The organism is Actinoplanes lobatus (assembly GCF_014205215.1).
Lineage (GTDB): Bacteria > Actinomycetota > Actinomycetes > Mycobacteriales > Micromonosporaceae > Actinoplanes > Actinoplanes lobatus.
Window position 1 is genome coordinate 3750714 of record NZ_JACHNC010000001.1, and the last position, 25241, is coordinate 3775954.

22 protein-coding genes are annotated in these 25241 nt (G+C 72.2%); 12 read left to right on the forward strand and 10 right to left on the reverse strand.

Annotation, left to right across the window (positions count from 1 at the left end; genetic code table 11):
- Positions 1-75: 75 nt before the first annotated feature.
- Positions 76-870 carry an adenosylcobinamide-GDP ribazoletransferase gene (locus tag BJ964_RS17625; protein ID WP_188121677.1) on the reverse strand — a complete coding sequence of 265 codons (795 nt, stop codon included), beginning with the start codon at positions 868-870 and terminating at the stop codon, positions 76-78.
- Positions 800-2728, reverse strand: coding sequence for a bifunctional adenosylcobinamide kinase/adenosylcobinamide-phosphate guanylyltransferase (locus tag BJ964_RS17630; protein ID WP_188121678.1), 1929 nt, complete (start codon positions 2726-2728; stop codon positions 800-802). Before BJ964_RS17630 ends, BJ964_RS17625 begins: the two co-directional genes overlap by 71 nt.
- A 152-nt stretch (positions 2729-2880) precedes the next feature.
- Between BJ964_RS17630 and BJ964_RS17635 the strand changes: the two genes are divergently transcribed.
- Together BJ964_RS17635 and BJ964_RS17640 are read left to right on the forward strand one after the other, a co-directional pair.
- A complete protein-coding gene (locus BJ964_RS17635) occupies positions 2881-3078 on the forward strand; it encodes a hypothetical protein (protein ID WP_188121679.1) in 198 nt (65 codons plus the stop codon).
- A 1-nt stretch (position 3079) separates the two neighbouring features.
- On the forward strand, positions 3080-3904 hold the full coding sequence (locus tag BJ964_RS17640) for a site-2 protease family protein (protein WP_188121680.1): 825 nt from the start codon (positions 3080-3082) through the stop codon (positions 3902-3904).
- Here BJ964_RS17640 and BJ964_RS17645 read toward each other — a convergent pair.
- Both BJ964_RS17645 and BJ964_RS49110 read right to left on the reverse strand, forming a co-directional pair.
- Positions 3901-4899, reverse strand: coding sequence for an aldo/keto reductase family protein (locus BJ964_RS17645; protein WP_188121681.1), 999 nt, complete (start codon positions 4897-4899; stop codon positions 3901-3903). The genes BJ964_RS17640 and BJ964_RS17645 overlap by 4 nt on opposite strands.
- Positions 4900-4915: 16 nt before the next feature.
- Positions 4916-8848 carry a WG repeat-containing protein gene (locus BJ964_RS49110; protein ID WP_188121682.1) on the reverse strand — a complete coding sequence of 1311 codons (3933 nt, stop codon included), beginning with the start codon at positions 8846-8848 and terminating at the stop codon, positions 4916-4918.
- A gap of 1407 nt (positions 8849-10255) precedes the next feature.
- Here BJ964_RS49110 and BJ964_RS17655 point away from each other — a divergent pair.
- From BJ964_RS17655 to BJ964_RS17665, 3 genes are read left to right on the forward strand one after another with little or no spacing between them, the layout of a single operon-like run.
- Positions 10256-11116, forward strand: coding sequence for an ABC transporter permease (locus BJ964_RS17655; RefSeq protein ID WP_188121683.1), 861 nt, complete (start codon positions 10256-10258; stop codon positions 11114-11116).
- A complete protein-coding gene (locus tag BJ964_RS17660; RefSeq protein ID WP_188121684.1) occupies positions 11109-11909 on the forward strand; it encodes an ABC transporter permease in 801 nt (266 codons plus the stop codon). The genes BJ964_RS17655 and BJ964_RS17660 overlap by 8 nt, the downstream gene beginning before the upstream one ends.
- Positions 11906-12865, forward strand: a complete 960-nt coding sequence (locus BJ964_RS17665; protein ID WP_188121685.1) for an ABC transporter ATP-binding protein — start codon at positions 11906-11908, stop codon at positions 12863-12865. The genes BJ964_RS17660 and BJ964_RS17665 overlap by 4 nt, the downstream gene beginning before the upstream one ends.
- Here the strand turns inward: BJ964_RS17665 and BJ964_RS17670 are convergent.
- Positions 12849-13406: a helix-turn-helix domain-containing protein gene (locus BJ964_RS17670; protein ID WP_188121686.1), complete on the reverse strand. Its 558-nt coding sequence runs from the start codon at positions 13404-13406 to the stop codon at positions 12849-12851. The two genes, BJ964_RS17665 and BJ964_RS17670, sit on opposite strands and share 17 nt — an antisense overlap.
- A 65-nt stretch (positions 13407-13471) precedes the next feature.
- Between BJ964_RS17670 and BJ964_RS17675 the strand changes: the two genes are divergently transcribed.
- Positions 13472-14188 (forward strand): AzlC family ABC transporter permease, encoded by a 717-nt coding sequence (locus BJ964_RS17675; RefSeq protein ID WP_188121687.1) that lies wholly within the window; start codon positions 13472-13474, stop codon positions 14186-14188.
- Between the two features lie 485 nt (positions 14189-14673).
- Positions 14674-14982: an AzlD domain-containing protein gene (locus tag BJ964_RS17680; protein WP_188121688.1), complete on the forward strand. Its 309-nt coding sequence runs from the start codon at positions 14674-14676 to the stop codon at positions 14980-14982.
- A 1029-nt stretch (positions 14983-16011) separates the two neighbouring features.
- Here BJ964_RS17680 and BJ964_RS17685 read toward each other — a convergent pair.
- From BJ964_RS17685 to nadA, 3 genes are all read right to left on the reverse strand, one after another.
- Positions 16012-16629: a DUF3043 domain-containing protein gene (locus tag BJ964_RS17685; protein WP_188121689.1), complete on the reverse strand. Its 618-nt coding sequence runs from the start codon at positions 16627-16629 to the stop codon at positions 16012-16014.
- Positions 16630-16696: 67 nt separating this feature from the next.
- The gene (gene murA / locus BJ964_RS17690) at positions 16697-18052 is read right to left on the reverse strand and encodes a UDP-N-acetylglucosamine 1-carboxyvinyltransferase (RefSeq protein WP_188121690.1); all 1356 of its coding nucleotides are present in this window, start codon (positions 18050-18052) and stop codon (positions 16697-16699) included.
- 206 nt (positions 18053-18258) lie between these two features.
- Positions 18259-19437, reverse strand: a complete 1179-nt coding sequence (gene nadA / locus BJ964_RS17695; protein WP_188121691.1) for a quinolinate synthase NadA — start codon at positions 19435-19437, stop codon at positions 18259-18261.
- Between the two features lie 60 nt (positions 19438-19497).
- Between nadA and BJ964_RS17700 the strand changes: the two genes are divergently transcribed.
- The 4 genes from BJ964_RS17700 (at position 19498) to BJ964_RS17715 (ending at position 22676) form a co-directional block, all read left to right on the forward strand.
- On the forward strand, positions 19498-20604 hold the full coding sequence (locus BJ964_RS17700) for a glycerate kinase family protein (protein WP_188121692.1): 1107 nt from the start codon (positions 19498-19500) through the stop codon (positions 20602-20604).
- 99 nt (positions 20605-20703) lie between these two features.
- A complete protein-coding gene (gene erpA, locus BJ964_RS17705; protein ID WP_183226029.1) occupies positions 20704-21072 on the forward strand; it encodes an iron-sulfur cluster insertion protein ErpA in 369 nt (122 codons plus the stop codon).
- A 106-nt stretch (positions 21073-21178) separates the two neighbouring features.
- Positions 21179-22156 carry a carbohydrate kinase family protein gene (locus BJ964_RS17710; protein ID WP_188121693.1) on the forward strand — a complete coding sequence of 326 codons (978 nt, stop codon included), beginning with the start codon at positions 21179-21181 and terminating at the stop codon, positions 22154-22156.
- A 7-nt stretch (positions 22157-22163) separates the two neighbouring features.
- The gene (locus BJ964_RS17715) at positions 22164-22676 is read left to right on the forward strand and encodes an AAA family ATPase (RefSeq protein WP_188121694.1); all 513 of its coding nucleotides are present in this window, start codon (positions 22164-22166) and stop codon (positions 22674-22676) included.
- 103 nt (positions 22677-22779) lie between these two features.
- Here the strand turns inward: BJ964_RS17715 and BJ964_RS17720 are convergent, their stop codons facing one another.
- Positions 22780-22989, reverse strand: a complete 210-nt coding sequence (locus BJ964_RS17720) for a sulfurtransferase TusA family protein (protein WP_188127005.1) — start codon at positions 22987-22989, stop codon at positions 22780-22782.
- A complete protein-coding gene (locus tag BJ964_RS17725; RefSeq protein WP_188121695.1) occupies positions 22986-24131 on the reverse strand; it encodes a cysteine desulfurase family protein in 1146 nt (381 codons plus the stop codon). The genes BJ964_RS17720 and BJ964_RS17725 overlap by 4 nt, the downstream gene beginning before the upstream one ends.
- Positions 24132-24313: 182 nt before the next feature.
- Between BJ964_RS17725 and ctaC the strand changes: the two genes are divergently transcribed.
- A complete protein-coding gene (ctaC, locus tag BJ964_RS17730; RefSeq protein ID WP_188121696.1) occupies positions 24314-25240 on the forward strand; it encodes an aa3-type cytochrome oxidase subunit II in 927 nt (308 codons plus the stop codon).
- The last annotated feature ends 1 nt before the right edge of the window (position 25241 follow it).

Below are 25241 nucleotides of genomic sequence, written 5' to 3' on the forward strand. Positions count from 1 at the left end.
TGCGCTGACCCCGCCCTCCCACGATCTTGGACGTTTGTCGCCGGAGGGGGTGGTCGAGCGTCCAAGGTCGCGGCGTTAGAGGGTGATGGCCACCAGGGTCACCGTTACCGCGCACTCCACGGCCGCGCCGAGGACGTCGCCGGTGATGCCGCCGAATCGCCGTACCGTGTGACGTAGGAGAAGGACCACCGCGAACATCGCGGCGGCGACGGCGGCCGGCCCCTGCCATGGACGGCCCGGCACGGCGGCAAGCGCGAGACCCGCGACGCAGACCGCGGCGCCCAGCACCGCCGGCAGCGGAACGCTGGAGGCGACCAGCGCGCCCAGCCCTTCCGGCCGGGCGGCGGGCACACCGCGGCGGCACGCCACGGTCACCGCGAGCCGCCCGGTCGCCCAGGCGGTCACCACGGCCCACGGACCGGCCTCGGTCAGCGCCCCGGCCTGGATCAGCAGCGTGGCGGCGATCGCCGCCACCCCGAACGGGCCGATGTCCGGCTTTTTCATGATCTCCAGGGCGGCGGAGCCGGACCGGTACGACCCGAGCGCGTCGATCGTGTCCGCCAGCCCGTCCAGATGCAGCCCCCGGGTGAGCAGCGCACCCGCCGCCACCGTGACCCCGGCCGCCACCAGCGCCGGCGACCCCAGCGCCCGCAGGCCCTCGTGCACGCCGGCCAGGATCAGCCCCAGCAGCGCGCCCACGGCCGGCGCCACCGCCATCGCCACCGCCGCCGCGGACCGGTCCACCCGGCCGGCCCGCACCGGCAGCACGCTCAGCGTGGTGACCGCCAGCCGGACGCCGTCAAGCACTCGCGACGGTGGCCGGCCCCGGCCCGTGCGGCTCCGGCTCGGCGAACTCGGAGAGGTCGTCATCGTCGTCGGCGAGGTCGTCCAGGCCGTCGTCGCCGACCTCGTCCAGCAGGGCCGGATGCACCGGGGACGCCGAGGCGAGGCCCACCGCCGTACGGATCAGCGGCAGCACCGCCAGCGCATTGGCCCCCTCACCCAGGTCGAGGCCCACCTGGAGCACCGGGGTCAGCCCCAGCACGTCGGCGCCCTGCTTCACCAGCGCGAGCGTGCCCGCCTCCGGCAGCAGGCACCAGTGCCGGGTCTGGCTGGCCAGATCCCGTGCCACCAGCCCGGCCGCGATGCCCAGCGGACCGTCCAGCAGCACCGGGATCCGCCGGGCCGCCGCACCGAGCAGCACACCGGTGGCGACCGCCACGTCCAGGCCGCCGATCTGGCGCAGGATGTCGGTGGCCCCGCGCGGCTCCTGCCGGATCCGGTGCAGCGCGTCCCGGATCGCGGCGCAGCGCACCATCCACGCGGCGTCGTCGAAACGGCCGCCCGGCAGCAGCACCCGGGGCAGTGTCGCGACCGGCTCGGCCCCGGTCGTGGCGGCCAGCACCGCGGTCGCCGCCGCCTCCGTCCCGGCGCCGATCCCGGCCAGCAGGATCGCGTCCCGGCCCGCGTCGGCGGCACCGTCGGCCAGCTGCCAGCCGTCCCGCAGCGCGGCCTCGACCGCCTCCTCGCCGGCGGCCGGGCCGTCCTCCATGGCGCCGGTCTCCGCCGTGCGCAGCACCGCGATGTCGGCGCCGGCCTGCCCGGCCAGCCGGCCCAGCAGACCTGTTCCGGCCTCGGCCTCGGCGATCCGGCGCTCCACATCGGCGGCGTCCACCCCGGCGACCGCGCCACCGGTGTGCCGGCCCGCGATCACCACGACCCGTACGCCACCCCACGCCCGCGGGGTGACCGTGCTCTGCGTGGCCGCCGCGAATTCGACCGCCTCGCCGAGCGCGCCCAGCCCGCCGCCGGGCAGATCGATGTTGACCAGGCGGTCCCGTGCGTCGGGGCCGGAGTCGCTGCTGGGCAGCGGCAGGTCCATGCCGGGCTTGATCTCGGTGAGCCCGGACGCGACCAGCGGCAACGTCAAGGTGGACCCGCTCAGCGCGGCGGCGAGGTCCGGTGCCGGCTCGGCGGGCACGACCGGCTCGACCACGGTGGGCGGCTGCGCGGGCGCCGGCGGGGTCGCCGGAGTGGCCACGACCGGGACCCGGGCGGTCGCGGTGACCGGAGCCGTCGGCACGAAATCGGCCGCGGGAGCAGTAGGAGCAGCGGGGGCCGCGGGAGCAGCGGGGGCCGCAGGAGCAGCGGGGGCAGCGGAAGGGGCCTGGGCCGGGGCCAGGGGGCCGTTGCGAAGCCAGGTCGGCTGACCGGCCACGACCAGCACCGCCCCGTCGCAGACCGAGGCCAGCGCCTGGTTGGTGGTGCCCAGCGCGTCCGCGAACGCCCGCCCCACCGGCGTCACCGGCACCAGCGACAACCCGACCTCCGGGCTGACCAGCACCACCCGCGCCACCGCGCCGCGTACCGCCTCGGCGAGCGCCGCCACGTCGGCCTCGTCGTCCTTGGGCTGCCGGGCCGGGTCCAGGACCGCGGCCACCCAGCCGCCCAGGTCGTCGACGAGCAGTGTCTCGTCCGGACCGGCTTGCGCGATCAGCTCGGTGAGCCGGGCCGGGTCGCCGCCGGTCTCCTCGGTCGTCCAGGACTGCGGCCGCCGCAACTGATGAGCTTCGATGCGTGCGCGCCACTCCGGATCGTCCTCACCGCCGACCGCGGTGGCCACGTACCGCACCGACGGCGCCGAGGCCACGAGGGATTCGGCGAACCCCGATTTACCGGAGCGGATCCCGCCGAGCACCAGAACCGTGTTCCACCGATCTTCGGACATGCCCCGTACCTTAGCCCGTGCTCCGGAAGGGATGACCGGGCTGCGGCGTGGGCCCGGGTGGCGAAACACGGGCTGCGTCCGGAGCCTGGTGCCACGCCCGGACGCCGTAGGGTGGAGGCCCAGCGAGTCATGCGACGTGAGGGGGCGGCTCAATGCCGTGGAGTTGGCGGTACGAGGACGTCGACGGTAAGCCGGTCGAGGGTCCGGCCGAGTCGTTCAGCAGCCAGGCGGACGCCGAGTCCTGGATCGGGCAGGAGTGGCGGGCCCTGCAATCGGCCGGGGTCAGCACGGTCACCCTGGTCGAGGACGACCGGGTCGACTATCAGATGAGCCTCCAGCCGGCGGAGTGACGTGACCTACGAACCGGTGTACGCCCGTACACCGCGCAGCGCCTTCATACCGAGCCCGGTCTTCGTCGGCATCGTCGCGATCTTCGTGGTCAGCGGCGTGATGACCTGGACCCGTTTCGGCAACGTCGGGGTCGACGTCTTCCTGTTCGTCCTCTCGGGCTGGCTGGTCTCGCTCTGCCTGCACGAGTACGCGCACGCGGTGACCGGCTACTTCTCCGGTGACCTGAGCGTCGCCGACCGCGGCTACCTGAAACTGAACCCGCTGAAGTACACGCATCCGCTGCTGTCCATCGTGCTGCCGCTGGTCGTGGTGATTCTCGGCGGCATCGGCCTGCCCGGCGGCGCCGTCTGGATCGACCATCAGCACATCCGCAGCCGGGCCAAGGCGTCGTTGATCAGCGCGGCCGGCCCGCTCGTCAACGTGGCGCTCGGCCTCGTGGTGGCGGTGCCGTTCCTGGCCGGGCTGGCGCCGGAGCTGGCCCAGGACGTGACCGGCCGCTACACGGTGTCCGGCTCCGCCGAGCACCTGGAGTTCTGGGCCGCGCTGGCCCTGCTCGCCTTCCTCCAGGTGACCGCGAGCGTGCTGAACCTCCTGCCGGTGCCGGGCCTGGACGGGGGCAACATCATCGCCCCGTGGTTCAGCCCGGCCTACCAGCGGGCGTGGAACGTGGTCGCGCCCTGGGGCTTCCTCATCCTGTTCCTGCTGCTCTGGCAGACACAGGTCGGCGACTGGTTCTTCACCATGGTCAACTGGATCGCCGAGCTGATCAGCGTGCCCACATGGCTGTACGCGTACGGCTTCGAACTCCTGAGGTTCTGGAGTTAGGGACGGTCGGCCGGGCTGGAGGTGAGCGACGGGTCGCGGGTCACGACCGGCTCCACGATCTCGTCGATCGCCTTCAGCAGGCCGTCCTCCAGTCGTACCCCGGACGCCTTGACGTTGTCCCGGACCTGCTCGGGCCGGGACGCGCCGATGATCGCCGCCGAGACGTCCGGGTTCTGGAGCACCCACGCCACCGCCAGCTGCGCCGTCGTCAGCCCGGCCTCCTCGGCGAGCGGCTTCAGCCGGGCCACCGCGTTCAGCACGTCGTCCTCCAGCCAGCGGGCGATGAACCCGGCGCCGGACTTCTCGTCGGTGGCCCGCGACCCGGCCGGCGGCTGCTCCCCGGCCCGGTACTTCCCGGTCAGCACCCCCTGCGCCAGCGGCGACCAGACGATCTGCCCGAGCCCCAGCTCCCGCGACGCCGGCACCACCTCGGCCTCGATCACCCGCCACAGCATCGAGTACTGCGGCTGGTTCGACACGAGACGGATCCGCAGCTCGCGGGCGAGCGGTGCGGCGGCCCGGATCTGCTCGGCGGTCCACTCCGACACCCCGATGTAGTGCGCCTTGCCCTGGCGTACCACGTCGGCGAACGCCTCCATGGTCTCCTCGAGCGGCGTGTGGTGGTCGTACCGATGGGCCTGGTAGAGATCGACATGGTCGGTGCCGAGCCGGCGCAGTGAGCCGTCGATCGACTCCAGGATGTGCTTGCGGGAGAGGCCGCTGTCGTTCGGGCCCGGCCCGGTCCGCCAGAACACCTTCGTGAAGATCTCCAGACCCTCCCGGCGCTCACCCTTCAGCGCCCGGCCCAGCACCTCCTCGGCCCGGGTCCCGGCGTAGACGTCCGCGGTGTCGAACGTGGTGATGCCGCAGTCGAGGGCCGCCCGCACGCACGCGGTGGCGGCCTCCTCCTCGACCTGTGAGCCGTGGGTGATCCAGTTGCCGTAGGCGATTTCGCTGACCCGCAGGCCGGAACGGCCGAGATGACGGAATTCCATCCCCCGACCGTATCTCCTACAACACCGGACGGGTTTCGTCCGGCAGCAGATCGACCACCGGCGCCGGGTCGCGATGGGCCATGTCGACCAGCGGCTCACCCTCCCGGTCCAGCGCACCCCACAGCCCCGCCGCGTTGCGCACCAGGAACGCCGACGGGTGGATCACCACGGCCGCATGCACCGCCGCCACCACCAGCTGCCCGGTCCGGTCGAGCACCCCGAACCGCTCGCCGGCGTCCACCACGGCCAGGCCCTCGTCGGTGAACCCGTCCACCGGCCCGCCCACGTGCAGCACCGTCGCGAACCGCCGGAACCGCGGCCGCACCGCGATCCGCCCGTGCCGGTCCACCGCGCCCCACAGGCCGCCCTGCCGGACCACCGCCAGCCCACGCCGGAACGGCCGCGCGTCCTCGAACCCGGCCGGCGCCACGACCAGCCGGTTCTGCCGGTCGATCGTGAACCAGCCGGTCGCGTCGCCACGGGTCACCCAGGCCAGGCCCTCGGCGAACCGGCCGGCCGCCAGATAGCCGTGCGCGGCCGGGATCACCAGCTCACCGCTGGAGTCGATCAGCTCCCAGGCGTGCGAGTCGGGACGGCGTACCCAGGCGACACCCTCGGCGAACGGCTGCGCCTCGGCGTACCGGGGTTCCACGGCGGCCGCGTAACCCCACCGCCCGGCCCCGTCGTCGAGCAGCGGCATCGGCGCCTCCGGCAGACCCAGAAGCTCGTCCCGGGTACGCGGGTAGGGGCCCCACCCGTCCCCGGTCCGCCGGGTGATCGCGTCCAAGGCCAGCTCGATCCGCTCCACCAGCTCCGGATCCTCACCCCGGCGCACGTCCAGCGCCCGCTCGAAGTGGTTCACCGCCTCCAGATAACGGCCCTGCTCGAACGCCGACCGCCCGGCCAGCTCACTGATCTCCGCCCGGGTCCGCGCCGGCAACTCCGGCGAATCGGCCTGCGCGAACAGCCGGTCCGCCTCGTCGAACTCGCCCCGCCACTGCAACACGTGCGCCAGCCGCGCCTGCGCGATCGACACCGGCCGCAGCTCCCCGCTGGCCTCCGCGTGCCGCACAGCCTCCCGCCCGTCGGCGAGAGCGTCGTCCAGCTCACCGAGCACCCGCGACACCACGGCACGCAGCCCGAGCAGCCCGGCGCGCACGTTGTCCCGCTCCGCGTACTCCAGCCGGTCGGCCAACCGGTCCGCCAGATCCCACAGCCGGTCCTGCTCGTCCACCTGCTCCCGCAGCGTCCGCGGATCGAACTCCCACGTGTACGACGCCAGGATCTGCTCCGGATCGGCCCGCCGCCGGTCAGCCGGGGCATGCTGGTCACGCCGCTGCCGTACCGGCTCGGTCCGGGCCTCCGGCCGCGCTTCCCGCGACCGTCCGGCCACTCCGGCAACTGCCGCGCCGCCGGCTTCCCCTTCCGCCGACGTCACCCCATTCAGCTGTACGTCCGGAGCACCCGAATCCCGCTCGCCCCGCCCGGCCTCGGCCCCGCCATCGACCGCGGCGTCGCCCTCAGCCTCGGCCGGAGCCGTCTCCCGCTCATCCGGGGCGTCCTCGGCATCGTCGGGAGTCCCGCCCTCGGCCGTGCTCCCCGTCTCCGAGGAGGGTTCGGCCTCATCCGCGTCGCCGGTCTCCGCCTCGGCTTCCTCCGCCTCGGGTTCCGCCTCGGGCTCCGCCTCGGGTTCCGTCTCGGGGGAGGGCCCGGTCTCATCGGCCTCCGCGTTGTCACCGGTCGCGGCTTCGGCCGGAGAGACGACGTCGGAAGTGGCCTCCGCCGCGGAGGCCGAGTCCTCCGGCGCTTCACCGTCGGATGTCGAGCCTGCCCCGGTGATGACGTCCGGCCCGCTCTCTTCCACCCCGGAGGGATCGCTGACGGCGCCGTCGGTCTCCAGCACGACGGGCTCGCCGGCCGGTGCGGTGCTGTCCACAGCCGGGACGGACTCGGTCGACTGCCCCACCGGTGCGTCGTCGCCGGTCGATGGCCCCGCACCCGTATCGCCGATCCCGTCAGTGGCCCCCGCGGTCGTGCGGGGCTCTTCCGTGGACTCGTGGGTGGTCGCCGGGGTCCGGCCGGACTCCTTAGTGAGTTCGTCAGTGCCTCCCGCGAGCAGATAGGAGACCACCGGGACGGGAACCTCAGAGGACGCGGCCTGCTCGGACTCGCTGCTCGAACCCTCGGTATCGGGCGCGGATCCCTGCGCGCCGTGCACCGCCTCCGAGGCGTCCGCCGCGGTCTCCGTGGAGCTCTCCTCTACGTCACCGTGAGAATCGGCGCTCCCATCGACCCGACCGGGTTCGTCGGCCCGACCGGGTTCGTCAACCCGAGCGGATTCGTCGGCCCGAGCGGGCTCGTCGGCCTGAGCGGGCTCGTCGGCCTGAGCGGACTCGTCAACCCGAGCGGTCCTGTCGGTTTGAGCGGGCATACCCGCCGCGGAGGGCTCCTCCGTATCGGCGGAACTCTCCACATGGGCATGCTCGCCCGAGCTGTCAGCCTCGGCGACGACTTCCGAGTCGGCGGAGACGTCAGCCTCTGCCGATTCGCCCACGTCGGTGAGGTAATCGGCGTAGAGCCGCTTCGGCGGGCCGGTGGCGTCGGGCGTCGGGTCGTCGACGTCGCCCAGCGGTTCGTCGTCCCCGGCCGGGATGCCCTCCGCTTCGGCGGACGTGGTCTCCGCTTCGGAGCCGGCCTCGTCCGGTTCCGTGTCGTCGTCGAGTTCACCAGGCGCGAACCAACCCAGCGGCTGAGGGGTGTCGGGAACCTCTTCCTCGACCACAACGGCGGGTTCAGCCTCAGGAACCGGCGTCGTAGCCCCGAGCCCGCTCATCGACAGCAGCCAGCCGAGACCGTGCGTCTCCGGCTCCCCGGTCGACGGCTCGCCCACGCCAGGCCCACCGGTCACCGGAGCAGCCGTGCCCGGCCCGCCGGTCGACGGCTCGGCCGCGAACGGCACGCCGGTCGACGGCGCGGCAGCTGGATCGGTGGCGAACGGCACGCCGGTCACCGGCTGGACCGCCGAGTCTGTTGCGAACGGCCGGGCCGTCGGCGCTTCCGCGGGCCGGTCGACGTCCTCGACCGGTGCGGCCGCGGCGTGGCGCGGGTCGGCGCCCACGCTGTGACGGCCGGCGGGGGACCGGGTCTCGTCCCCGCCGTGCCGGGGACCGGCGACAGCGGTGTGCTCGTCCGGCTTCGGTGCCGTGAACGGGGCCAGCGTCCGGGGGGCGATTGCCTGGGTGCGCTCCGCGCCCGGCCCGGATCCTCCGGCCCCGGTTCGCCGCAGGTCGAACGGCCGGGTCGGGTCCTCGGGACTCGACCCGGGACCGTGGTCGACGGCTCCGGTGGGCGTCTGGCCCGAACGCCGCGGGTCGAGCGGCCGGGTCGGGTCCTGACCCTGGTGTCCGTCTTCCCAGCCCGCCGGGAACGACACACCCGGTGCGGCACCGGCGACCGGCACCTCGTGACCCGGGGACGCCTGGATCGGCGCGCCCGGTCGGAACGCCGCCGGTCCGGAGACCGGTGCGACGCCACCCGGCGCGGTGGGCGATCCAGGGGCGGTGGGTGATCCCAGCGCGGTCGGCGATCCGGGGACGGCGGGTGATCCGGGCGTGGTGGGTGATCCGGGGACGGCGGGCGTGGCCGGTGCGGCGTGGCCGGGCATTCCGGTGTGGGCGTCCGGACCGGACGGTGCTGCCGGCCCGGAGACTGGAACGATCCCGCCGGGCACCGACAGGCCGGGCGTCTGGCCCGGGACCGCCGGATAGACGGCGGCCGGAGGCACGGCGGCCTGCGGGGTGACCCGGGTCGGCTGAGGAGCCGGGCGCGACGGAGCCGGCGAGTTCCGCTCCTGCGGCGCCGGGCGGAGGTCGAACGGCGCGTCCGGGGTGCGGCCCGGACGGGGCGAACGGCGCTCGTCGGCGTACGCCGGGAACGTCTCGGAGGGCACCGGGCGAGCGGCACCGTAGGACGGACCGGCCGGGGAGACCGGCCCACCGGGACGTCCGGGCTGACCAGTCTGCTCGAACTGCCCAGGACCACCCGGGCCGGACACCGCCGGACCGCCTTGGCCACCAGAGTGCGGACCGCCCTGCTCCGCACCACGACCGGCCGGAACGGGTCCGCCGTGACCTGGAGGGACAGGGCCGCCGTGGCTGGACGGAACGGGCCCGCCGTGGCCAGGGACAGCCGGGCGCCCCTGGGAGCCGGGGCCGCCTGCGGAAGCGGGCCGCCCCTGCGGAAGTGGGCCGCCCGAGGAGGAAGGGCCGGCAAACGAATTCGGGCCGCCGTGTGGCACAGCGCCACCCGGGGACGCGGAACCGCGCGAACCGGGCCCGCCGTGTTGGCCGGGATTACCGGGCTGGCCGGGGCCGCCGGGCGGAACGGGTCCGCCGTGCTGGGCCGGAACGTTGTGGGCACCCTGCGGCGGCTGGCCGGGGCTGAAGGAGGCGCGCCCGGATGCGGCCGGTGACACCGGCCGGTTGCCGTAACCACCGGGCTGTTGCGGACCGCGGCCCCATCCGCTGCCGCCGGGTGCGTCGGGCGGCGCAGGATGCTGAGGACCGTGGGCAGCCGGAGTCCGTCCGGCCCGGCCGGGGGAGACCGGCGCGGCCGGCATCGGATGCCCAGGATTGACCGGGACAGGGGGCCGGCCGGGCGTGCCGGAATGGCCCGGGCCGCCGGGAGCGCCAGGGCCGCCGGCAGAGCGAGGGCCGCCAGGGCCACCGTGAGCGCCGGGGCCGCCAGGGCCGCTGGGTGCGCCGGGGGCGCCGGAAGGGGCCGGGCCGGAGCCGGCCGCACGGCCGTACACCGGCGCCGCCCCGCGCCGCTGGTCGGGGCCGCCCGGGGCGGCGGGACCGCGTCCCTGGTCGACGCGGTCGTGCATGTGGATGGGCCGGTTCCAGGAGGGCTCGTCGCGCGGGGCCGCGGGTGCGGGCGGGCGCTGGTCCTCGTACCGGAACTGGTTTTGATCGTCGGGTCGTGGGGTGACCGACGCGCGGCCCCGGCCCGCACCGCTGACCGGCGCCGAGCTGGCCGGACCGGAACCGCCGCGGGACGCCTCGTAGACGGGCGTGTGCACGGCCTTGCGGCGGCCCGGGTCGCCGGGGTAGCGCTGGCCGGGCAGGGGTTCCCACTCCCAGGTGATCTCGTAGACCCAGGCGGGTTCGTCATCCCAGCCGTCGGCGCTCGGCCGGGAGCTCCAGCCGTTCATCGGGCGCCCAGCGGGTGACCCGTCGAATGGCAACGCTCCGTCACGGCGAACTCCACCTGTCAAGAAAATGGGCCGCGTCCGGCCGGGGACCTGCGTAGAGTCACCCGGCTCCGTTGCGGGGGGTTTCGAAAGGAGATTAACGGCGTGGACCAGCGAGACGCCAGCGTGCCGACGATCTCTCGAATAGGTCCGTTCCGCGCCTCCATTGCTACTTTCGGTGCGCTGATCGGGTCGGGTTTCCGGCGGTACGCGACCTACCGGCAAGCCACCATAGCCGGAACGTTCACGAACATAGTGTTCGGCTTCCTCCGCTGTTACGTACTGCTCGCGGTGGCCGCGAACGCCGCCGGGCAGCGTCCGGCCGGGTACACCGCCGAGCAGCTCGCCACGTATGTCTGGGTGGGCCAGGGTTTACTCGCTGTCATCGGCCTCTGGGGCTGGACGGAGTTGGCCGACCGGATCCGCAGCGGTGACATCGCGGCCGACCTGTTACGTCCGGTGCCCCCGCTGGCCGGGTTTCTCGCCGTCGACCTGGGCCGGGCGCTGCACGGCATGCTCACCAGGTTCGTTCCGCCGCTGCTCGCGGGGGCGGTCTTCTTCCCGCTGCACACGCCGACCCGGTGGCAGACGGTGCCGCTTTTCACCGTTTCGGTGGCGCTGGCCGTGGTGATCTGTTTCGGCTGCCGGTTCGTGGTGAACGCGACGGCGTACTGGCTGCAGGACGCCCGCGGGCCGATCACCCTGTGGACGTTGAGCGCCGGGGTGCTCGGCGGGCTCTACTTCCCGTTGCGGCTGCTGCCGGCGGAGTTGACGGTGGCGCTGTGGGTGGCGACGCCGCTGCCCAGCCTGTTGCAGACGCCGCTCGACGTGATCGCCGAGCGGGACGGCCCGGCGTTGCAGGCCGGGCTGGTGGCGTTGCAGGTGGTGTGGGCGGTGCTGATCCTGGCGCTGGGCGCGCTGGTGCAGCGGCGGGCCGAACGGCGGCTGGTGGTGCAGGGTGGGTGAGCTGCGCGCCTATGCCGCGCTCGGGGCGGCGCAGGTACGGTCGGCGACCACGTACCGTACGTCGTTCCTGATCGAGTTGTTCGGCAACATGGGCGCCACGGTCTTCGATGTGATCACCGTGCTGGTGCTGTTCCGGGTCACTCCGGCGCTCGGCGGGTTCTCGCTGGCCGAGGCGATGTTGATCACCGGTTTGAGCACGGCCGGGTTCACGCTGGCCGATTTCGCGGTGGGGAACGTGGACCGCCTCAAATCGATGGTGCGGGCCGGGACGCTGGACGCCGTGCTGGTCCGGCCGCTGGGTGCGCTGCCGCAGCTGCTGCTGATGGATCTGCCGATCCGCAAGGCGCTGCGGGTGGTGTTCGGGTTCACGGTGCTGGTCCTGGCGGTCGCCGCCAACGACATCGACTGGACGCCGGCCCGGGTGCTGCTGCTCGTGGTGGCCCCGGTCGCGGCGGCGGTCTTCTTCGGGTCGATCTTCGTGTCGAGCGCGAGCCTGGCGTTCTGGTGGGTGGATTCGGGCGAGGTGGGCGCGGCTTTCACCTACGGCGGGCGGGACTTCACCTCGTACCCGATGTCGGTCTACGGCGGTTGGTTCCGCGGCCTCTTCGCGTACGCCCTGGGGTTCGCCTTCGTGGCCTATCAGCCGGCGCTGGTGTTACTCGGCGTGCCCGATCCGCTCGGTCTGCCGGCCTGGTCCGGCTTTCTCTCCCCGGTGGTCGCGCTCGCCGCGGCGGCTTTCGCCGCCGGCGTCTGGCGCGCCGGGATCCGTCACTACCGGAGCACAGGTTCATGATCGAAATGCGCGAGCTTCGCAAAGATTTCACTGTACGGGTGAAAGCCGGCCGCCTCCGAAGGGCGAAACGGACCGTCTCCGCGGTGGACGGGGTGTCGCTGAGCATCGGCCGTGGCGAGATGGTCGGCTACATCGGACCGAACGGCGCCGGCAAGTCGACGACCCTGAAGATGCTCACCGGCGTGCTGACCCCGTCCTCCGGCGACGTGTCGGTGTGCGGCCTGGCCCCGGTGCCGCAGCGCACCCGGCTGGCGCTGCGGATCGGCGTGGTGTTCGGCCAGCGGTCGCAGCTCTGGTGGGATCTGCCGTTGCGTGAGTCGTTCCGGCTGCTGCGGCACATCTACCGGGTGCCGGCCGCCGAGCACGCGGCCCGGCTGCGCCGCTGCCGGTCGCTGCTCGACCTGGACGCGTTCCTGGACACCCCGGTCCGGCAGTTGTCGCTGGGCCAGCGGATGCGCGGCGAGCTGACGGCGGCCCTGCTGCACGGTCCGGAGGTGCTGTTCCTGGACGAGCCGACGATCGGCCTGGACGTGGTGAGCAAGCAGGCGGTCCGTTCGTTCCTGGCCGAGCTGGGCGGGTCCGGTGACGTGACGCTGGTGCTGACCACGCACGATCTGGCCGACATCGAGCGGCTCTGCGAGCGTCTCGTGGTGATCGATCACGGCCGGGTGGTGCACGACGGCAGCATCGAGGCCCTGCACGCCCGGTACGGGTCGCGCCGCAGCATCGTCGCCGACCTGGCCGAGCCGCTGCCGGACGGGTTCGAGCTGCCCGGCACGAAGCTGGCCGGGGTGACCGCGAACGGTCACCGGGTCACCTTCGTCCTGGAGTCGTCGACGGCCGGCGCCGCGGTGGCCGGCCTGGTCGCGGCGGTCGACGTCCGGGATCTGTCCCTGCTGGAGCCGGACATCGAGGACGTGGTCGCCCGCCTCTACTCGTCTACCGGTGCTCCATGACGAGGATGGCCCAGGAGTTCGGCTCCAGCGCCTCGTAGCTGTGCGGCACGTCAGCCGGGAAGGTCACGTAGTCGCCGGGGCCGACCTCGACCAGTTCGGCGACCGGGCCGACCCGGATGCGCCCGGCGGACACCACGATGTGCTCGACGCTGCCCGGGATGTGTGGTTCGGCGTCGCGCCGCGCGCCCGGCTCGAGCTCCAGGACGTAGATGTCGCGCCGTGCGTTCGGCGCGCCGGTGGCCAGCAGGGTGCCGTAGAAGTCGGCGTTGTCGGAGCGCACCCGGGGGCCTTCGCCGGCCCGGATGACCCGCACCGGTGAGGCCGGCGGTTCGATCAGCCGGCTGAACGGGATGCCGAGCGCCACCCCGAGCGCCCACAGCGTCTCGATGCTCGGGTTGCCGGAACCGGCCTCCAGCTGGGACAGCGTGGACTTGGCCAGGCCGGCCCGGCGGGCCAGCTCGGCCAGGGAGATCCCGGCCCGGTCGCGTTCCCGTCGCAGGTTCGCCGCGATGACGGCCAGCGGGGGTGCCGGCTGCTGCATGTTCGCTCCATCGGTCTCATCGTTCGGTTTGACGAACGCTCGCGGCTCGTTCAATATTTCGAACTATGGGTACGTTATATCGAACGCGTGCGCAGCTCCGGGACATCGGCGCACTGGCCGCGGCCACGCTCGCGGTGGGCGCGTCCTTCGGCGCCATCACGATCGCGTACGGGCTACCCGCGTGGGTTCCGGTCGTCATGTCGGTTCTGATCTTCGCCGGTGGCTCCCAGTTCCTCGCCGTCGGACTGCTGGCGGCCGGCAACCCGGTCGCCGCCGTCCTGGCCGGCCTGCTGCTCAATGCCCGGCACCTGCCGTTCGGCCTGGCCGTCGCCGACGTGCTCGGCACCCGCTGGCGGGACCGGCTGGTCGGCGCCCACATCATGACCGACGAGACCGTCGCCTTCGCCCTCGCCGAATCCGCCCCACAGGCCCGCCGCCGGATCTACTGGCTGGTCGGGGCCACCCTGTTCGTGGTCTGGAACACCGGGGTCGTGCTCGGCGTCCTGCTCGGCGGCGCCACCGGCGACCCGGACGCCCTCGGCCTGGACGCCGCGTTCCCGGCCGGCCTGATCGCGCTGATCCTGCCCTCGCTGCGAGACCGCGACACCCGCCTCGTGGCGATCGCCGGCGCGGCCGTCGCGGTGCTGCTCACCCCGGTCCTCCCGGCCGGCCTGCCGGTCATGTGCGCCCTGCTCGGCCTGCTGGTCCTGTTCCGCCCCACCCGCCGCCCACCCACCCGCCCGGCTCCCAGTGCTGACTCCGAGCCCGCGAAACAGCCTTGAGAACCAGCCGCCCCACCCCGGCCGGCTCCCGGTGCTGTCGCCGAGTCCGCGAAACAGCTTTGGGAACCAGCCGCTCCACCCCGGCCGGCTTCCGGTGCTGTCGCCGAGTCCGCGAAACAGCTTTGGGAACCAGCCGCTCCACCCCGGCCGGCTTCCGGTGCTGTCGCCGAGTCCGCGAAACAGCTTTGGGAACCAGCCGCTCCACCCCGGCCGGCTTCCGGTGCTGTCGCCGAGTCCGCGAAACAGCTTTGGGAACCAGCCGCTCCACCCCGGCCGGCTTCCGGTGCTGTCGCCGAGTCCGCGAAACAGCTTTGGGAACCAGCCGCTCCACCCCGGCCGGCTTCCGGTGCTGTCGCCGAGTCCGCGAAACAGCCTTGGGAACCAGCCGCCCATTCCGGCTGGCCATCAGGGCTGTCTCGGGGCGCGTGAGACAGCCCTGATGGCCAGCCGGACAGGATCTTCGCTACCCGTGTACTGGAGGAACGATGCTGATCACCGCGATCCTGATCCTCGCGGTCGGCACCTATGCGATCCGCCTCAGCGGCGTGGTCCTGCGCGACCGCCTGGAACTCTCCGAACCCCTGCAACGGCTGCTGCCCATGTCGGCCGCCGCGCTGCTGGCCGCCCTGGCCGGAACGGCCGCGCTGATGGCCGGCAGCGAGTTCGCCGGCTTCGCCCGCGCGGCCGGGGTCCTGGCCGGCGGCCTGCTCGCCTGGCGGAAGGCGCCGTTCGTGGTGGTCGTCGTGGCGGCAGCCGCCGTCACCGCCCTACTGCGCCTTGCCGGCGTGGAGTAGGCCACCGCCCTACTGCGCCTTGCCGGCGTGGAGTAGGCCGCCGCCCTACTGCGCCTTGCCGGCGTGGAGTAGGCCACCGCCCTGCCGCGCTTGGCCGAGGGCCACACCCCCTCGGTGATCGTGGGCGATCGTGGGGGGACCTGGCCGAACGTCGCTCCCTCGGGGCGATCTTGAGTGCTGGTTGCCCGTTGGGAGTCTCCTCCTTGGGCGTTCGCGGTTCTACGTCAAGCGCCCGGTCGGGCGAATCGCCGAATGGGGGCGCCGTCGCCGCGCTAGGCGGAAATGGGGCTTTCGCCGGAAACAGGCGCCCGTTTCGCCCGCTTTGCCCGCCGCTGTTGTGCGATCTTGAACGATTTACCACCCGAGGCGGTGGTAAATCGTTCAAGATCGCTTCGGGTGGCGCGTCCTGCTGGCGAGGGATTGCGGATTCGGCCGTGGGCGACCGAGAAGAAGACTCTTGGGTACATCAATCATCAAGATCCAGGTTACATCTTCGATCTTGGGCTTCGGTCTACCCGCCATGGCGGTGGTCAATCGTCCAAGATCGCAAACCGCGGGAGGCGCGCTCGGCACGTTCTCTGCCGGCCCCTGGGCGCTTTGGCGATTTTGGACGCCTTGCCACCGGTGGCGGTGGTCAATCGTCCAAGATCGCGGGCGGCGGCAGTGGTGGTGGGTGCGGCTGGCGCGGTGCCTGCCGGCGCAGGCGCCCCGCCGCGATCTTGGACGGTTTTCTGCCGATGGTGGTGGTCAATCGTCCAAGATCGCGGGTTGTGGGGCTGACATCACCCAAGATCGCGGGTTGTGGGGCTGACATCGTCCTAGATCGCGGGGTGGGGGGTGGCGGGTGCTTTGAGGGCGGGGTGAGTAGGCAGCTCAGCCCGGCGGGCGCGGCAAAGGCCGGACCCGGCAGAGGCTCGCGCCGAGCAGGCGGGACGGCAAGGTTTTCGGGGAGCGGCCATGCCCGTACCGGAAAGGGCTTGAAAAGACGGAACGCGGAGACCGGGTGGTCTCCGCGTCGCGTGAGGGACGTCAGACGGTCGCGCCGAGCTGGACCTTGGGCTTCGGCACGCGCATCCGCCGGAAGGTCAGGCCGCGCATGATCCCGTAGAAGTAGAGGCCGCCAAGCTTCTGCGTGGTCTGCGGGAAGCGCGCCCGGACGTGCTTCTTGATCCGGCGGGCGATGAAGACGCTGTCCACGAAGACGGCCAGCGCCAGACCGGCCCAGAGCACGTTGCTCGCGTAGTAGACCGCCGGGATGTTGATCGACGAGCCGATCAGCACGACCACCGCGCCGGCGATGAAGAACGAGCCGACGGTACGCCGGGAGTCGACGATGTCGCGGACCAGCGAACGCTCGGGGCCGCGGTCCCGGGCGAGCAGGTAACGCTCGTCGCCGTTGCGCATGCCCTCGGAGGCCTCGGCGCGCTCGGCCCGCTGCCGCTCGCGCATCTGCTTGTACGCCTCTTTGCGGTTGGCTGGGGCGGGGTCCTGCACGCGGCGGCCCTGGGCGGCGCGCTTCGGCGTGACCACCCCGAGCTCCTTCTTGCTGGGCGTGTAGCCCTTGGGGCGCGGCTCGCCGGCGACCACCTCCTGCTCGGCGGGGGAGGCGTCGACGGTGGCTGGCTTTCGGCGAAACAGCGAGGGCACGTTAGAAGGGTAGCCAAACGGCGCGGTGTGTCGCACACCGCGCCGTTGATCGTGACGAACCTGCAGCTCAGAGACGCTCGACGTGGGCGCCGAGAGCGGCCAGCTTCGCTTCGAAGTCCTCGTAGCCGCGCTTGATCAGGTTGACGCCGTAGACCCGCGAGGTGCCTTCGGCGGCCAGCGCCGCGATCAGGTGCGCGAACCCGGCCCGCAGGTCGGGGATACGCAGATCGGCGGCGTGCAGCTTGGACGGGCCGGCGATCACCGCGGAGTGCATGAAGTTGCGGCGGCCGAACCGGCACGGGGTGCCGCCGAGGCAGTCCCGGTAGACCTGGATGGTGGCGCCCATCGAGTTGAGCGCCTCGGTGTAGCCGAGCCGCTGCTCGTACACCGTCTCGTGCATGATCGAGATGCCCCGGGCCTGGGTCAGTGCCACCACCAGCGGCTGCTGCCAGTCGGTCATGAAACCGGGGTGAACGTCGGTCTCCAGCGCGACGGCCTTCAGCTCGCCGCCCGGGTGCCAGAACTTGATGCCGCCCTCGGAGCCGGACACGCCCGCGCGGGCCACCCGGTCGTCGGTGATCTTCAGCTCGCCGCCGATCGACCGGTAGACGTTCAGGAACGTCATCATGTCCTGCTGGCGGGCGCCCAGGACCTCGATCTCGCCACGGGTGGCGAGCGCCGCCGCGGCCCAGCTGGCCGCCTCGATCCGGTCCGGGATCGGCTTGTGCTCGTAGCCGTACAGCCGGGGCACACCGTGGATCTCGATGACCCGGTCGGTGTGCACTTTGATGATCGCGCCCATCTTCTGCAGGATGCAGATCAGGTCGATGATCTCCGGCTCGATCGCGGCGTTGCGCAGCTCGGTGACACCCTCGGCGCGGACCGCGGTGAGCAGCACCTGCTCGGTGGCGCCGACGCTCGGGTAGGGCAGCTCCAGCTTGGCGCCGTGCAGACCGTTCGGGGCGCTCAGGTGCATGCCCTCGGGGGTCTTGTCGACGACCGCGCCGAACTCGCGCAGCGCCCCGATGTGGAAGTCGATCGGGCGCGGGCCGATGTGGCAGCCGCCCAGGTCCGGGATGAACGCGTGACCGAGGCGGTGCAGCAGCGGACCGCACAGCAGGATCGGGATCCGGCTGGAGCCCGCGTGGACGTTGATCTCGTCGGTGCTGGCGCTCTCCACGTTGGTGGGATCCATCACCAGCTCGCCGTCCTCGGCGCCGGCGGAGACCTTCACACCGTGCAGTTCGAGGAGTCCGCTGACCACCTCGACGTCGCGGATCCGCGGTACGTCGAAGAGGCGGCTCGGGGACTCGCCGAGCAGGGCGGCCACCATGGCCTTGGAGACGAGGTTCTTGGCGCCACGAACCCGGATCTGCCCCTGCAACGGCGTGCCACCGTGCACGACCAGGACATCTTCGGTCAACGTAACCTCCAGCCGGCGGGCGTGTCACGCCCGATGATCGAGTAAGCAGAGCGCGGGCGGGGGTACCCGATTCTGCAACCGGGGAAGCATAGCGCTGAGTGACAACCACGGCAGCCGTGGCGATGCGTGAAACGCCGTTTAATGCTGATGGTTGGGGCGAGCCAAGAGAATCCACCGTGCGGGTGGATTCAATTGACTACAGAGAGTCACGGCAAGGCGAGCATCTGGTCGAGGGCGACCCGGGCCTCATGGGCGGTCTTCTCGTCCACCGTGATCACGTTCGGCACCCGTCCGGCGACCAGTTCCTCCAGCGCCCACACCAGGTGGGGGAGGTCGATCCGGTTCATGGTGGAGCAGTAGCAGACCGTCCGGTCGAGGAACATGATCCGTTTGTCCGGGTGGGCCAGCGCGAGACGGCGGACCAGGTTCAGCTCGGTGCCGACCGCCCAGGCCGAACCGGGCTCGGCCGCGTCCAGGGCCTTGATGATGTACTCCGTGGAGCCCACGTGGTCGGCCGCCCGGACCACGTCGTGGCGGCACTCCGGGTGCACCAGGACGTTGACGCCCGGCACCCGCTCGCGCACCTCGCGGACACTGTCGATGGTGAACCGGCCGTGCACCGAGCAGTGGCCCCGCCACAGGATCATCCGCGCGTTCCGCAGCTGCTCGTCGGTCAGGCCGCCCTGCGGCTTGTGCGGGTCGTAGAGGACGCAGTCGTCCAGGTCGAAACCCATCTCCAGCACGGCGGTGTTGCGGCCCAGGTGCTGGTCGGGCAGGAAGAACACCTTCGAACCCTGCTCGAACGACCAGGTCAGGGCACGCTTCGCATTCGACGAGGTGCACACCACGCCCTCGTTGCGGCCGACGAAGCCCTTGATGTCGGCGGACGAGTTCATGTACGTCACCGGGACGATGTCGCCCGCGATGCCGAGATCCTGGAAGTGCTCCCACGCCGTCTCGACCTGGCCGAGCACCGCCATGTCGGCCATCGAGCAGCCGGCCGCGAGGTCGGGCAGGATGACCCGCTGCTCGGGCTTGGTCAGGATGTCCGCGCTCTCGGCCATGAAGTGCACGCCGCAGAAGACGATGAACTCCGCCTCGGGGCGGGCCGCCGCCTGCTGGGCCAGCTTGAACGAGTCGCCGGTCACATCGGCGAAGCGGATGACCTCATCACGCTGGTAGTGATGTCCCAGCACGAACACCCGGCCGCCGAGCGCCGCCTTCGCCGCCTCGGCCCGGGCCACCAGGTCCGGGTCGCTCGGGGCGGGCAGCTCGCCGGGGCAGTCCACGCCCCGCTCGCTGGCCGGGTCGGTGCCCTGCCCGAGCAGGAGCAGAGCCACAGGGGTGTTGGCGGGTTCGGTCCAGGTCGACGTCACGCCAGCCATGTTCGCACAGCGGGTGAGACGGTAGCTGCGCCCCGGAGGGTGTGCTGCCACACTCGCGGTGTGCGCGTACTGATCTGTCCGGACAAGTTCGCCGGTACCCTTTCCGCCCCCGAAGTCGCCCAGGCTGTCGCCGACGGCTGGTCCGTCCCGGGTGACGTCCTCGTGCAACGGCCGCTCGCCGACGGCGGCCCCGGATTCGTCGAGGTCCTGGCCGCCGCACTGGACGGCCGGCTGATCCCGGTGGACACCGTCGACCCGCTCGGCCGCCCGGCCCGAGGCGAGATCCTGTACGCGAACGGCGTCGCCTACGTGGAGAGCGCCCAGGCCTGCGGGCTGCACCTGCTCTCCGCCGCCGAACGCGACCCCCGGGTGACCACCTCGTACGGCCTGGGCCTGCTGCTGGCCGCCGCCGTCGAGACCGGAGCGGCCGAGGTGGTCGTCGGGCTGGGCGGCTCCGCGGTCAACGACGCCGGCGCCGGCATGCTGGCCGCGCTGGGCGCCGCCCCGGTCGACGACGCCGGCCAGGCCCTGCCGTACGGCGGGATCCCACTGATCACCGCGGCCGCCCTGGGCGGTGTCCCCCGGCTGCGGCAGGTGCGCCTGGTCGCCGCCACCGATGTGGACAACCCGCTGACCGGCCTGCACGGCGCCAGCAACGTCTTCGGCCCGCAGAAGGGCGCCGGCCGGGAGGACGTGCTGCGCCTGGACGCCGCCCTGGAGCACTTCGCCGGCGTGCTGGAGAAGGCGTTCGGGATCGAGGACCTGGCCACCCGCCCGGGCGGTGGCGCGGCCGGCGGCCTGGGCGCCGCGCTGATCGCCCTCGGCGGCACGGTCACCTCCGGCATCAACCTGGTCACGAACCTGATCGGCCTGGACCGCGAACTGGACGCCGCCGACCTGGTGATCACCGGCGAGGGTTCGTTCGACCACCAGTCGCTGCGCGGCAAGGTGGTCGCCGGGATCGCCGCCGGGGCCCGCGACCGGGGCCTGCCGTGCGTGGTGCTGGCCGGCCGCAACGAGACCGGGCACCGGGAGGCCGCGGCCGCCGGGGTCACCGAGACGCACACTCTTGTGGAGCATTTCGGCGACGTCGAGACGGCTCTCGCGGAACCGGCTCGTGGCCTGCGGGAACTCTCAGGCCGCCTGGCCGGGCAGTGGAGCAGGTGAGGTGCAGGTGATCTGTTCGGCCCCGGATTGGGAATCCCGGGGATTGGGGTTAGCGTTGCCAGGTACGGCACATGACCGCACCTGGCAGGGAGATACCTAGTGACCACTGAAGCGCACACCGAGTCGACCGAGGCGACCGCCCCGACCGGCGTCATCTTGACCGACGTCGCCGCGGTGAAGGTCAAGGCCCTGATCGAGCAGGAGGGGCGCGACGACCTGCGTCTGCGCATCGCCGTACAGCCCGGTGGCTGCTCCGGCCTGCGTTACCAGCTCTTCTTCGACGAGCGTTCGCTCGACGGGGATGTCGTCAGCGACTTCGACGGCGTCGAGGTCGTGGTGGACCGGATGAGCGCTCCGTATCTTGCGGGCGCGACCATCGACTTCGCCGACCGGATCGACGCTCAGGGTTTCACCATCGACAACCCGAACGCGCAGAACTCCTGCGCGTGTGGTGACTCGTTCCACTGAGACAACCTTTGAACAGGCCGTCCCGTTGTACGGGGCGGCCTGTTCGCTGCTTCGGGCCGGTAGTCTCATCCCGTAACGCCCCCTGTTCCCTACCCCGAGGGCCGAAATGAAGATCGCCGTCACCGGCTCGATCGCCACCGACCATCTGATGCACTTCCCCGGCAGGTTCGCCGAGCAGCTCATCGCGGACCAGCTGCACAAGGTCTCGCTCTCCTTCCTCGTCGACGACCTCGTGGTCCGCCGCGGCGGTGTCGCCCCCAACATCGCCTTCGGGATGGGCAAGCTGGGCCTGCGCCCGCTCCTGGTCGGTGCGGTCGGCGCCGACTTCGGTGACTACCGTTCCTGGCTCGAGCGGCACGGGGTGGACTGCGGTTCGGTGCACGTCAGCGACACGGCGCACACCGCCCGGTTCGTCTGCACCACCGACGACGACCTCAACCAGATCGCCTCCTTCTACGCCGGGGCGATGGCCGAGGCGCGCAACATCGAGCTGCGGCCGGTGCACGAGCGGGCCGGCGGCCTCGACCTGGTGCTGGTAGGCGCCAACGACCCGGCCGCGATGATCCGGCACTCCGAGGAGTGCCGCGAGCGGGGTTACGCGTTCGCCGCCGACCCGTCGCAGCAGCTCGCCCGGATGGACGGCTCGGACGTGCTGAGCCTGATCAGCGGCGCGGAGTACCTGCTGACCAACGAGTACGAGCGGTCCCTGCTGGAGACCAAGGCCGGCCTCACCGGCGACCAGGTGCTGGAGCAGGTGAAGATCCGGGTCACCACCCTCGGCAAGGACGGTGTGGAGATCACCGGCCGGGGGATCGAGCGGATCCACGTGCCGGTCGTCCCGGACGTCCTCGGCGAGGACCCGACCGGGGTGGGCGACGGCTTCCGGGCCGGCTTCTTCGCCGGTGTCTCGTGGGGGCTCGGCCTGGAGCGGTCCGCCCAGGTCGGCTCGCTGGTCGCGGCGCTGGTGCTGGAGACGGTCGGCACCCAGGAGTACGACATCAAGGCTCCCGACTTCACGAAGCGGTTCGCGTCGGCGTACGGCGACGAGGCGGCCGCGGAGGTCGCGCCGCTGCTCCCGGCGTGACCACGACATGGTGTTAGCGGTCTTCGCCGGGCTCCCCGGCGTCGGTAAGAGCACTCTGGCCGCCGCGGTGGCCGCCGAGCTGCCCGCGGCGGTCCTGGCCGTCGACACGGTCGACTTCACGCTCCAGCGGTACGGGGTGCAGGAGCCCCGGCCCGGCTACACCGCCTACGGGGTGGTGGCCGCGGTGGCCGAGGAGCAGCTCCGGATCGGCCACCACGTGATCATCGACGCGGTGAACCCGGTCCGGGCGGCGCGGCAGCTCTGGGTGGACCTGGCCGAGCGGATGGAGGTGCCGCTGCGGGTCGTCGAGGTGATCTGCGGCGACGACGTGGAGCACCGCCGCCGGGTCGAGGAGCGGTTCAAGGCGCGCGACCACGAGGGCATCCCGGACTGGGTGCGGGTCCTGGAACGCCAGGCGGAGTACGAGCCCTATCTGGGCCCGCGCCTGGTCGTCGACACCCACCTGGCCAAGGACCCGGTCCCGTCCGTGGTCGGCTATCTCGACGATCGCCGCCGGTGAGTCAGCAGCCGGTTTTCCGACGCCGTGGGGTTTGCGGTGGCGGAAAACCGTCTGCTGACTCACCGGTTACAAGGCGATCGTCCGCGGAGCGAAGCGGAGCCAGTCAGCTCAGCCTGCGCACGTCGAAGGCCTGGCCGTCGGCGGCGACGAACTCCTGGCCCTTCATCCGGCACCAGGCGGGGATGTCGTTGGCCGCGGCCGGGTCGTCGGCGAGCACCCGCACGATCTCCCCGACCGGCACGCCCGGAATGGCCCTGGCCAGCCGGATCACCGGGATCGGGCAGCGCAGGCCCCGGCAGTCCAGGGTGATCAGATCCCGGCCTCCTTCCGGATGGCGGCCACCACGTCCGGCAGCACGGTGAGGAACCTCTCGACGTCCGCCTCGGTGGTCTCCCGGTGCAGCGACACCCGCACGTTGCCGTGGCTGAGCACACCCATCGCCTCCAGCACGTGGCTCGGGCGCAGCGTCGACGAGGTGCACGAGGAACCTGACGAGACGGCGAAACCGTGCCGGTCGAGGGCGTGCAGCAGGGCCTCGCCGTCGACGTACAGGCAGCTGAACGTGACCAGGTGCGGCAGCCGCCCGACCGGGTCGCCGACGATCTCCACGTCCGGCACGGTGGCGGCCACCCGCTCCCGGATCCGGTCGACCAGGGCGCTCAGCCGGGCCGCCTCGCCGCGCGCCTCGGCCACCACGGCACGGAGGCTCGCGGCCGCCGCGACCACGGCCGGCAGCGAGAGCGCGCCCGGGTGGCGGGGGCGATAAAGATCATCTTGAGGGTACGGGGAGAGCCAGCGCACACCCTTGCGCACCACCAGCACCCCGACCCCCGCCGGACCGCCCCACTTGTGTGCCGAGGCGCTCAGCAGCGACCAGCCCGGCGGCACCGGCGCCCGGCCCACGGTCTGCGCCGCGTCCACGAACAGCGGCACCCCGGCTTCGGCGCACAGCTCCGCGGCGGCGGCCACCGGCTGCACCGTGCCCACCTCGTGACTGGCACTGATCAGGCTCGCCAGGGCCACCCCGCCGGCCCGGACCGCGGTGGCCCACGCGTCCAGGTCGAGCCGGCCCAGCCGGTCCACGCCGACCTCCACCGCCTCGGCCGTACGCGCGGCGTGCAGCACCGCCGAGTGCTCGATCGCCGAATGCACCAGCACCCGGCCCACCCGCGCGCGGCCGCCCAGCCCGCCGAGGACCGCCGCCTGGGCCGCCGCCGTGCCGGAGGGCTGGAAACTCACCTCGTCCGCCCGTACGCCCAGGATCTCGGCGACCACCGCGGTGGCCGCCTCGTGCAGCTGCTGGGCCCGCCGCCCGGCCGCGTAGAGCCGGGACGGGTCGGCCCAGCCGTCGGCGAGGGCGGCCAGCAGAGCCTCGCGTGTCACCGGATGCGGCGGCGCCGCGGTGGCGGCGTCGAGGTAAGCGGGCGCACCGGCCGGATCGCCTGTGTAATCCACACAGGGAACGGTATCGTCCGGTTGTCCGGGAGTTTTCCGGGACGGTCGCCCCCATACCCGGGGCCCTACGCCCCCCGGTGGCTGGTCGCCGTGGCTTGGTCGAGTAATGTGCGACCGTCAGTGAGCCTTGCCGCCAGGTGTCCGATTTTCGGCAGGCGGCGCTGCTAAGGAGGCAGAAGCAGGTGGGCGCAAGGAGTTCGGCCACACGGCCGCGGGCAGTAGGCCGGGCGGCCGGGCTGGTTCTCGGCGGCGCGACGCTGCTGACGTTGCTCTCGGGCTGTTCGATCGAGGACTGGGGTTCCGCATTCGGTAACTTCGGCTGGCCGAGCCGGGGTATCAGTCTGCAGGCACACCAGATGTACGACCTGTGGATCGCGTCGACGATCGCCGCTCTGACGGTCGGCATCGGCGTGTGGGGTCTGATCTTCTGGTGTGTGATCCGGTACCGCAAGCGCGGCGAAGAGCTGCCCGTGCAGACCCGGTTCAACATGCCGATGGAGATCCTCTACACGGTCACGCCGATCCTGATCGTCGCGGTGCTCTTCTTCTACACCGCGGTCGTGCAGACCAATGTCGACAAGCTGTCCAAGAATCCGGACCAGGTCGTCGAGATCGTGGCGTTCAAGTGGAACTGGCAGTTCAACTACCGTGACGGGATGGGCGAGAAGGCCAACACGGTCGCCTCGACCGTCGGCTCGTCCGATGTGATCCCGATCCTGGTCCTCCCGGTCGGAGAGAAGATCCGGTTCGAGGAGACCAGCAAGGACGTCATCCACTCGTTCTGGGTGCCGGAGATGCTGTTCAAGCGGGACGTCTTCCCGGGCAGCGTGCGCAACGTGTTCGAGGTGACCCTCGACAAGGAGGGCCGTTACGTCGGCCGGTGCGCCGAGCTGTGCGGCACGTACCACGCTTTCATGAACTTCGAGCTGGTGACGGTCTCCTCCGAGGAGTTCGACCGGTTCCTCGCGGCCAAGAAGGCCGGGCAGTCGACGCAGGAGGCTCTCGTCGCGATCGGCGAGGCGCCGTTCGCCACGAAGACGTCGCCGTTCAACACGCGCCGTCAGCAGCACTCCTGGAACCAGCCCGAGACCGTAGCCGCAGGGAAGTAGG

What these genes read in the sequence shown, in the direction of transcription:
- BJ964_RS17625 (WP_188121677.1), bottom strand. Translation starts at nt 870, where the DNA reads ATGACGACCTCTCCGAGTTCGCCGAGCCGGAGCCGCACGGGCCGGGGC.
- BJ964_RS17630 (WP_188121678.1), bottom strand. Translation starts at nt 2,728, where the DNA reads ATGTCCGAAGATCGGTGGAACACGGTTCTGGTGCTCGGCGGGATCCGC.
- BJ964_RS17635 (WP_188121679.1), top strand. Translation starts at nt 2,881, where the DNA reads ATGCCGTGGAGTTGGCGGTACGAGGACGTCGACGGTAAGCCGGTCGAG.
- BJ964_RS17645 (WP_188121681.1), bottom strand. Translation starts at nt 4,899, where the DNA reads ATGGAATTCCGTCATCTCGGCCGTTCCGGCCTGCGGGTCAGCGAAATC.
- BJ964_RS17665 (WP_188121685.1), top strand. Translation starts at nt 11,906, where the DNA reads ATGATCGAAATGCGCGAGCTTCGCAAAGATTTCACTGTACGGGTGAAA.
- BJ964_RS17670 (WP_188121686.1), bottom strand. Translation starts at nt 13,406, where the DNA reads ATGCAGCAGCCGGCACCCCCGCTGGCCGTCATCGCGGCGAACCTGCGA.
- BJ964_RS17675 (WP_188121687.1), top strand. Translation starts at nt 13,472, where the DNA reads ATGGGTACGTTATATCGAACGCGTGCGCAGCTCCGGGACATCGGCGCA.
- BJ964_RS17680 (WP_188121688.1), top strand. Translation starts at nt 14,674, where the DNA reads ATGCTGATCACCGCGATCCTGATCCTCGCGGTCGGCACCTATGCGATC.
- nadA (WP_188121691.1), bottom strand. Translation starts at nt 19,437, where the DNA reads ATGGCTGGCGTGACGTCGACCTGGACCGAACCCGCCAACACCCCTGTG.
- BJ964_RS17710 (WP_188121693.1), top strand. Translation starts at nt 21,179, where the DNA reads ATGAAGATCGCCGTCACCGGCTCGATCGCCACCGACCATCTGATGCAC.
- BJ964_RS17715 (WP_188121694.1), top strand. Translation starts at nt 22,164, where the DNA reads ATGGTGTTAGCGGTCTTCGCCGGGCTCCCCGGCGTCGGTAAGAGCACT.